The sequence below is a fragment of the Nonomuraea sp. NPDC005983 genome, from assembly GCF_040614375.1.
Classification (GTDB): domain Bacteria; phylum Actinomycetota; class Actinomycetes; order Streptosporangiales; family Streptosporangiaceae; genus Nonomuraea.
Map to the genome: position 1 here is coordinate 138,431 of NZ_JBEXUP010000006.1, position 6,426 is coordinate 144,856.

Consider the following 6,426-nt stretch of genomic DNA (forward strand, 5'->3'; position numbering starts at 1 on the left):
AGGCAGCCGCGACGCCGACACCCACGCTCGCGTACGTCACGACCGCATCGACCCTTCCGGAGTGGTCACCCTGCGCCTGGACGGCCGGCTGCACCACATCGGCATCGGGCGAACCCACGCCCGAACCCACGTCATCCTCCTGGTCGACGATCTGCACGTCCGCGTCGTCAACGCCGTCACCGGAGAACTCCTGCGCGAGCTGACCATCGACCCCACCCGCAACTACCAGCCTCAGGTAAACCCCAACAAGACGAAACCCCCGAACCCGTAGGTTCGAGGGTTTCCGATGTCCTGAGACATCACATTTGTAGCGGGGGCAGGATTTGAACCTACGACCTCTGGGTTATGAGCCCAGCGAGCTACCGAACTGCTCCACCCCGCGTCGCAGACGAAAGACTATCGGATCACCGAAGTGCGGAGGCCACTGCCCGGCTCGCCACCCTCGATCAACACCTGTCGGCGCCGGCCGTAGCGGCTCAGGAACCGAAGCCCGCTCCTCCCCCGCGTACCTGCACCAGGACTCGAACCTGGGAACCTCCGCATTATGAGTGCGGCGCTCTCACCAACTGAGCTATGCGGGCGGGTGGTATGGAACGACCAGCTCGGCACCGTCCTCGTCAGGCTGACTGCTGGAACACGGCGTCTCCCGCGACCGCATCCGGCGCGCAATGGGTGTTTCCCTCATCACATCGAGGCAAGTCTTGCAGTCTCTGTAATATTCAGTACATACTGAAAATTATAGACAACCGCAGATGTAGGTGGGTGCGATGACAGACGATCAGGAGCGGACCCTGGAGTGGGTGGAGCGCGCTGCGGCGTTCTGCATGGACGAGTACGCAGTGCCGCCCATCGCCGGTCGCGTGCTGGCCTGGTTGATGATCTGCGATCCGCCCGAGCAGTCGGCGGGTCAGATCGCCGAGGCGATCGGCGCGAGCCGGGCGTCGCTGGCGACGAGCATGCGGCTGCTCATCGACGCCGGATTCGTGCGCCGCCGCACCCGGCCCGGGCAGAAGACCCACTACTACCAGGTCGACGATGACGCCTGGGAACGCGTGGTGCGGCGCAGGGTCGCGGGCCTGGCCGCCTTCCGCGAGATCACCGCGCAGGGCATGGAGCTGGCCGGTCCCGACCCGGCGCGCACCCGGCGGCTGCGCGTGGCGCACAACGTTTTCGACTGGATGGACAAGGCCTTCGCGAGCATGCCAGGGCCGCAGCACGAGGGGGGAGAGGCCGATGGAGCGTGAGCAAGGTCGCTCCGCGATCGTGGTGGGGGCCGGGATCGGCGGGCTGGCCGCGGCCATCGGTCTGCAGCGCGCCGGCTGGACGGTGACCCTGCTGGAGCGGGCCCCGCAGTTGCGGGAGGCCGGCGCCGGCTGGTCGTTCGCGCCGAACGCGTTGCGCGCGGCCGACGCCCTGGGGGTCGGTACGGAGTTTCGGGCGTGCTCGGTGCCCACCGAGGCGGGCGCCACGATGCGCCTGCCCGGCGGGGAGTACCTCATTCGGTTCCAGCCGGGCGACGACCCGCCACTGCTCGCCAATCACCGCGCCGACCTGCAGCGCGTGCTGGCCCGGCAGGTGCCGGCCGATGGGGTCCGTACTGGCGCGGAGGTCACCGGCGTCCGCCAGGACGACGACGGCGTCACGGTCACCTGCGGCGACGGCCGTCAGATGCGGGCGGACCTGCTGGTCGGGGCGGACGGCATCCACAGCACGGTGCGCCGCCGCGTGTGGCCGGATGCCCCCCAACCGGTGTTCCAGCGCATCCTGTGCTGGCGCGGGGTGAGCGCGCCGGGTTCGGTCTGGCCGGTGAGCGGGTTCCAGACCTGGGCCCGCGGCGCACGGTTCGGCGCGCATCCGCTGACCGATGAGCGGGTGTTCTGGTTCCTCACCGTCCGCCAGGAGGAGCCGGGCGCGCACTTCGCCGACGACCTCGGCGAAGTGGCGGCCAGGACGCATGGCTGGCACGAGCCGATCCCGGCCCTGCTGGCCGCCACGCCGCCCGAAACGGTGCTGCGCCACGACATCTACGACCTGGACCCGCTGCCCTCCTACGCCAAGGGGCGCATCGCGCTGCTCGGCGACGCGGCCCACGCGATGACCCCCTTCCTGGCCCAAGGTGCCTGCCAGGCGCTGGAGGACGCCGTCGTACTGGCCGCCGAAGCCGCCGGCCGCGCCCCCGTCCCGCACGTTCTCAACCGCTACGACCAGGTACGCCGCCCCCGCACCCAGCAGGTGCAGCGGATGGCCAGGGCCGACCCCAAGCTCAGCCTGTCCACCAGCGCGGCCACGTATCGGCTCATGACCGCGATGACCCGCCTGGCCTCCTCCGGCGTGGCCCGCCGCAAGAGCGCCCGGCTCTGGAACTGGACCCCACCTGCTCTCCCCACGGAAGTGACACGATGACGATCGAGCACATCACGTTCCGCAGCGGCGACGTCCGCTGCGCCGCCGACCTCTACCTGCCCTCCGACGCCGACGGTCCGGTGCCCGGCGTGGTGATGGGGCACAGCGTTCACATGGTCAAGGAAGCGCTGGCACCCGGCGCCGCCTACCTGGCGCGGGCCGGCTTCGCCGTCCTCGCCATCGACTACCGCACCATCGGCGCCAGCGAGGGTCGTCCGCGCCGCCAGGTCTTTCCGCACCGATACGTCGACGACGTCCGCAACTCCGTCACCTACCTGCAAAGCCGCCCCGAGGTCGACGGAGGCAGGATCGGGCTGTGGGGGCACAGCCTGGGCGCCACCGTGGCGATCCAGGCCACCGCGATCGACCGCCGTGTCCGGTGCGTGGCCTGCCAGAACCCCAGCATGTTCAACGGCTGGCGGGCCATGGAAAAGGCCCGAGGCCGGGCCGGCGTCCAGGCCATGCTCGACGTCGTCGACCAGGATCTGCGGCAGCGGTACGAGACCGGCACTGGGATGCGCATGCCGCTGCTCGGCACTGGCGACCCGCACATCGTGGACTACCTGGCCCTGGCAAAAGAGGTCTTCCCGACCTTCGACGACGAGGTGGAGGCCGAGTCGCTGGCCCAGGTACTGCTGTGGGCTCCGGAGGTGTTCCTCGAGCGTGTCGCACCCCGGCCACTCCTCATGGTCACTGGCCGGGAGGACCTCACCCACGACATCGACGAGGTCCTGGACGCCTACGAACGGGCACGCGAACCGAAACGCCTGGAGATCCTGCCCTACGACGAGCGCGGCCTGTCGGTAGAGCCCGGCCTCGGCCAGGCGATGGGCATCGCGGCCGAGTGGTTCCGCCAGCACCTGGTGGAGGCCGAGCCGTTCGTTGCCTCACCACCGGCCAGCGAGGTACGCGCCAAGGGTCTACGCCCTGAATTCTCCCCCCGCTAACATTCGATCTTCCCACCGCTGCCGGCCGGCGGCCTTCCTGCTGACACGGCGTGACGCGCGCCGCGTTGAGGGGGTACCTCGAGCGCCATTTGCCGCGCTGACGGTCGCGAGCTCGCCCCGCCTCAAGGGCGCTGTAGAGGTGCTTCCGCGGTGGTGGCGTCCGAGCCCCAGCTGGCCAGCAGTCGCAGGTTCTCTGCCGCGGCGGAGCCCGGCTGGGCGTGGTAGACGGTCAGGGACTGCTCAGGGTCGTCGGGCAGCCGGAACGACTTGAAGGAGAGGGGGAGGTCGCCCACCAGCGGATGACGCAGGCGCTGGGCGCCATGGTTGTTCTCCTTGACGTCGTGCTTGGCCCACAGATAGCGGAACTGCTCGCTTTTCACCGACAGCTCGCCCACGAGCGTCAGCAGCTGCGGATCGTCGGGATAGCAGCCGGCGTACAGGCGCAGAGCGGCGACGACGTCGGCCGCCTTCGACTCCCAGTCCACGAACAGCCGCCGATAGCCGGGCTGCAGGAACACCAGCCGCGCCCAGTTGCGCTCCTGGGACGGCAGCTGATCCCAGTCGCCGAACAGGGCCGCCGCCATCGGGTTCCAGGCCAGGATGTCCGAGCGCGGCCCCGTCACGTACGCGGGCACCCCCTCCAAGGAGGACAGCATCTGCCGGAGCGCGGTGCGCGCCTGCTGCTGGCGCGGTGGCGAATACCTCCTGCGGTCCTGGCACCTGATCAGATGCGTGAGGTACGCGTGCTCGGTGTCCGTGAGCCGCAGCGCACGCGCGATCGCGTCCAGCACCTCGGCCGACACGTTGTTGCCCCTGCCCTGCTCGAGCCGGGTGAGGTAGGCGACGGACACGCCGGCGAGCTGGGCCAGTTCCTCGCGGCGCAGCCCCGGCACCCGCCGGTGCCGGCTGAAGAGCGGCAGCCCGACGTCCTCCGGCCTCAGCCGTGCCCGGCGGCTGCGCAGGAACTCGCCGATCTCGGCACGCGGATCGATCGGCCGCTCACGATCGGTGTCCGCCACCTCTCCCACACCAGACCGACCCCCCATATCACTCATAGAACCTGATCGTACGCATAGGCGGGCAAATAAGGCTGTCCCTGGTAGTAGTAGGACCACTCGTCGTACGTAGAGCAGGGGTCTGGGTGACCCGGCTTGGCTGCGGCAGGCTCATCTCCCCGCACCCCGACCGAGAAGCCGGCGGGGCGCATGACCACGATCTGAGGGAAGACGTCGATGAGCACTGTTGCTGCCTCGCTTGCCGTTCAACGTAACGGGCGGCCCGTGACCGCCGAGGAGTTGGCGCCGCTCGCCTTCGCGGGCTACGCCCACTTCACTGCCATGCAGGTGCGCGGGGGCCGGGTCCGGGGCCTGGACCTTCATCTGGAACGGCTGCGGCACGCCTCGGTGGAGTTGTTCGGTCAGGCATTGCCCGACGATCGAGTGCGCTCCCACCTGCGGGCGGCGCTGCAGGCCGGCTCGGCCGACGTCTCGCTGACGGCCACGGTGTACTCGCCGGCGGGCGAGTTCACCGTGGCCGGGGCCGATGTGGAGCCCGAGGTGCTGGTTCGTACCGGACCGGCCGCATCCGGCCCGGTGGGCCCGCTGACGCTGGCGACGGTTGAGCACGAACGCGTCCTCCCTGCTGTGAAGCATGTCGGCGAGGTGACCAAGACCTACTTTCTCCGTCAGGCCGTTGGGCAAGGCTACGACGACGCCGCCTTCGTCGATCGACGCGGCCGCCTCAGCGAGGGCTCGATCTGGAATCTGGCCTTCTGGGACGGCGACGCCGTGGTGTGGCCCGTGGCCGACATCCTGACCGGAACCACGATGGCCGTCGTCCGCCGGCAGCTGGATCGCCTCGGCGTCCCCCAGCGCGCCCAGGAGATCACGCTCGCCGACCTGCCGGCCCTGGCCGGGGCCGTGGTCATGAACTCATGGACGCCGGGTGTGGCCGTACACCGGATCGGCTCCGTGCTCCTGCCTGAGGCGCCGTCCTTCGTGCGGTTGCTTCACCGTGCCTACCAGGCCGAACCACTCACTGCGCCGTGAGAAGCAACGCGCCTCCACCCGCGTTGCGACCCTCGATGTAAAAGATTATAGACACGATGTCAAAGTCTTGCTACGTTCGCGATGTCAAGAATTCTGTACATCGAAGGGCTGGCCATGACACACGAAGAGAAACGTGCGTGGATCATGCTGGTCGTCTCCGTGGCCGCGTACGCCGCGTACGCGGCCATCGTGGTGAGCCGCGCGAGCGGACGCCCGCTGCCTGAGGTGCCCTACGCCGCCACCCTGCTGTGGACCGTCGGCGCGGCCATCGGCGCGGCGATCGTGGCCGAGATCGGGATCGGTGTCGTGAACCCGAGGGCGTCCCGCGTCAAGGACGTGCGCGACAGGGAGATCGGGCGGCTCGGCGAGTACACGGGTCAGTCGTTCGTCGTCATCGGCGCGGTCGCGGCGATGCTCATGGCGATGGCCGGGTGGGACCGGTTCTGGATCGCCAACGTGATCTACCTCTGCTTCGTCCTGTCGGCGGTCGTCGGCTCGATCACGAAGATCGTCGTCTACCGCAGGAGCCTTCCGCAGTGGTGAAGCCGACGCGTGTCACGAACCGCATCCGTGCGCTGCGCTTCGCGCACCACGAGATGACGCAGGCCGAGCTCGCCGAGCGCATCGGCGTGACCAGGCAGACCGTCATCGCCATCGAGCAGGGCCGGTACTCGCCGTCGCTGGAGATGGCCTTCCGGATCGCCCGGGTGTTCGGCGTTCCGCTCGACGACGTGTTCCAGTATCCCGACTCCACCGGGGAGACGACATGAAGGCGATCGTTCAGGACGTGTACGGCCCGGCCGACGTGCTCGAGCTGCGGGACGTCGAGCAGCCCTCGGCCGGTGACGACGAGGTGCTCGTCCAGGTGCGTGCCGCAGGCGTGGATCCGGGCGTGTGGGTCCTCATGACCGGCCGGCCGTACCTCATGCGCGCCATGGGGTACGGCCTGCGCAGGCCCAAGGTGGCGGTGCGCGGCCGTGACGTCGCCGGCGTGGTGGCGGCGGTCGGCGCCCGCGTGACCCGGTTCC

The 6,426-nt window shown here is 69.5% G+C and carries 8 protein-coding genes, 2 tRNA genes and 1 pseudogene; 8 read left to right on the forward strand and 3 right to left on the reverse strand.

Annotated features, from left to right (window positions below; all coding sequences use genetic code 11):
• The first annotated feature begins 61 nt into the window (after nucleotides 1-61).
• Nucleotides 62-271: a hypothetical protein gene (locus ABZ297_RS05495; RefSeq protein WP_355339817.1), complete on the forward strand. Its 210-nt coding sequence runs from the start codon at nucleotides 62-64 to the stop codon at nucleotides 269-271.
• A gap of 37 nt (nucleotides 272-308) precedes the next feature.
• On the opposite strand, the gene ABZ297_RS05500 is transcribed toward ABZ297_RS05495, so the two are convergent.
• Both ABZ297_RS05500 and ABZ297_RS05505 read right to left on the reverse strand, forming a co-directional pair.
• Nucleotides 309-382: transfer RNA gene (locus ABZ297_RS05500), tRNA-Met, on the reverse strand.
• Between the two features lie 124 nt (nucleotides 383-506).
• A tRNA-Met gene (locus ABZ297_RS05505) sits at nucleotides 507-581 on the reverse strand.
• 186 nt (nucleotides 582-767) lie between these two features.
• Between ABZ297_RS05505 and ABZ297_RS05510 the strand changes: the two genes are divergently transcribed.
• Genes ABZ297_RS05510 through ABZ297_RS05520 form a run of 3 tightly spaced genes read left to right on the forward strand, consistent with a single transcriptional unit; the run spans nucleotide 768 to nucleotide 3,350 of the window.
• A complete protein-coding gene (locus ABZ297_RS05510; RefSeq protein ID WP_355339820.1) occupies nucleotides 768-1,244 on the forward strand; it encodes a transcriptional regulator in 477 nt (158 codons plus the stop codon).
• Nucleotides 1,234-2,403 (forward strand): FAD-dependent oxidoreductase, encoded by a 1,170-nt coding sequence (locus ABZ297_RS05515; RefSeq protein WP_355339823.1) that lies wholly within the window; start codon nucleotides 1,234-1,236, stop codon nucleotides 2,401-2,403. Before ABZ297_RS05510 ends, ABZ297_RS05515 begins: the two co-directional genes overlap by 11 nt.
• Entirely contained in the window at nucleotides 2,400-3,350 is a 951-nt protein-coding gene (locus ABZ297_RS05520) for an alpha/beta fold hydrolase (protein ID WP_355339826.1), read from the forward strand. The genes ABZ297_RS05515 and ABZ297_RS05520 overlap by 4 nt, the downstream gene beginning before the upstream one ends.
• Before the next feature lie 122 nt (nucleotides 3,351-3,472).
• Here the strand turns inward: ABZ297_RS05520 and ABZ297_RS05525 are convergent, their stop codons facing one another.
• Nucleotides 3,473-4,369 carry a helix-turn-helix transcriptional regulator gene (locus ABZ297_RS05525; protein WP_355339829.1) on the reverse strand — a complete coding sequence of 299 codons (897 nt, stop codon included), beginning with the start codon at nucleotides 4,367-4,369 and terminating at the stop codon, nucleotides 3,473-3,475.
• 213 nt (nucleotides 4,370-4,582) lie between these two features.
• Here ABZ297_RS05525 and ABZ297_RS05530 point away from each other — a divergent pair, with 213 nt between their 5' ends.
• From ABZ297_RS05530 to ABZ297_RS05545, 4 genes and pseudogenes are all read left to right on the forward strand, one after another.
• Complete coding sequence (locus tag ABZ297_RS05530; protein ID WP_355339831.1) at nucleotides 4,583-5,398, forward strand: aminotransferase class IV family protein; 816 nt, start codon at nucleotides 4,583-4,585, stop codon at nucleotides 5,396-5,398.
• Between the two features lie 114 nt (nucleotides 5,399-5,512).
• Nucleotides 5,513-5,941 (forward strand): hypothetical protein, encoded by a 429-nt coding sequence (locus ABZ297_RS05535; protein ID WP_355339834.1) that lies wholly within the window; start codon nucleotides 5,513-5,515, stop codon nucleotides 5,939-5,941.
• Nucleotides 5,935-6,168: a helix-turn-helix transcriptional regulator gene (locus tag ABZ297_RS05540; protein ID WP_355339837.1), complete on the forward strand. Its 234-nt coding sequence runs from the start codon at nucleotides 5,935-5,937 to the stop codon at nucleotides 6,166-6,168. The genes ABZ297_RS05535 and ABZ297_RS05540 overlap by 7 nt, the downstream gene beginning before the upstream one ends.
• Nucleotides 6,165-6,426, forward strand: a pseudogene (locus ABZ297_RS05545) (NAD(P)-dependent alcohol dehydrogenase); the annotation flags it as partial. The gene ABZ297_RS05540 and the pseudogene ABZ297_RS05545, both read left to right, overlap by 4 nt.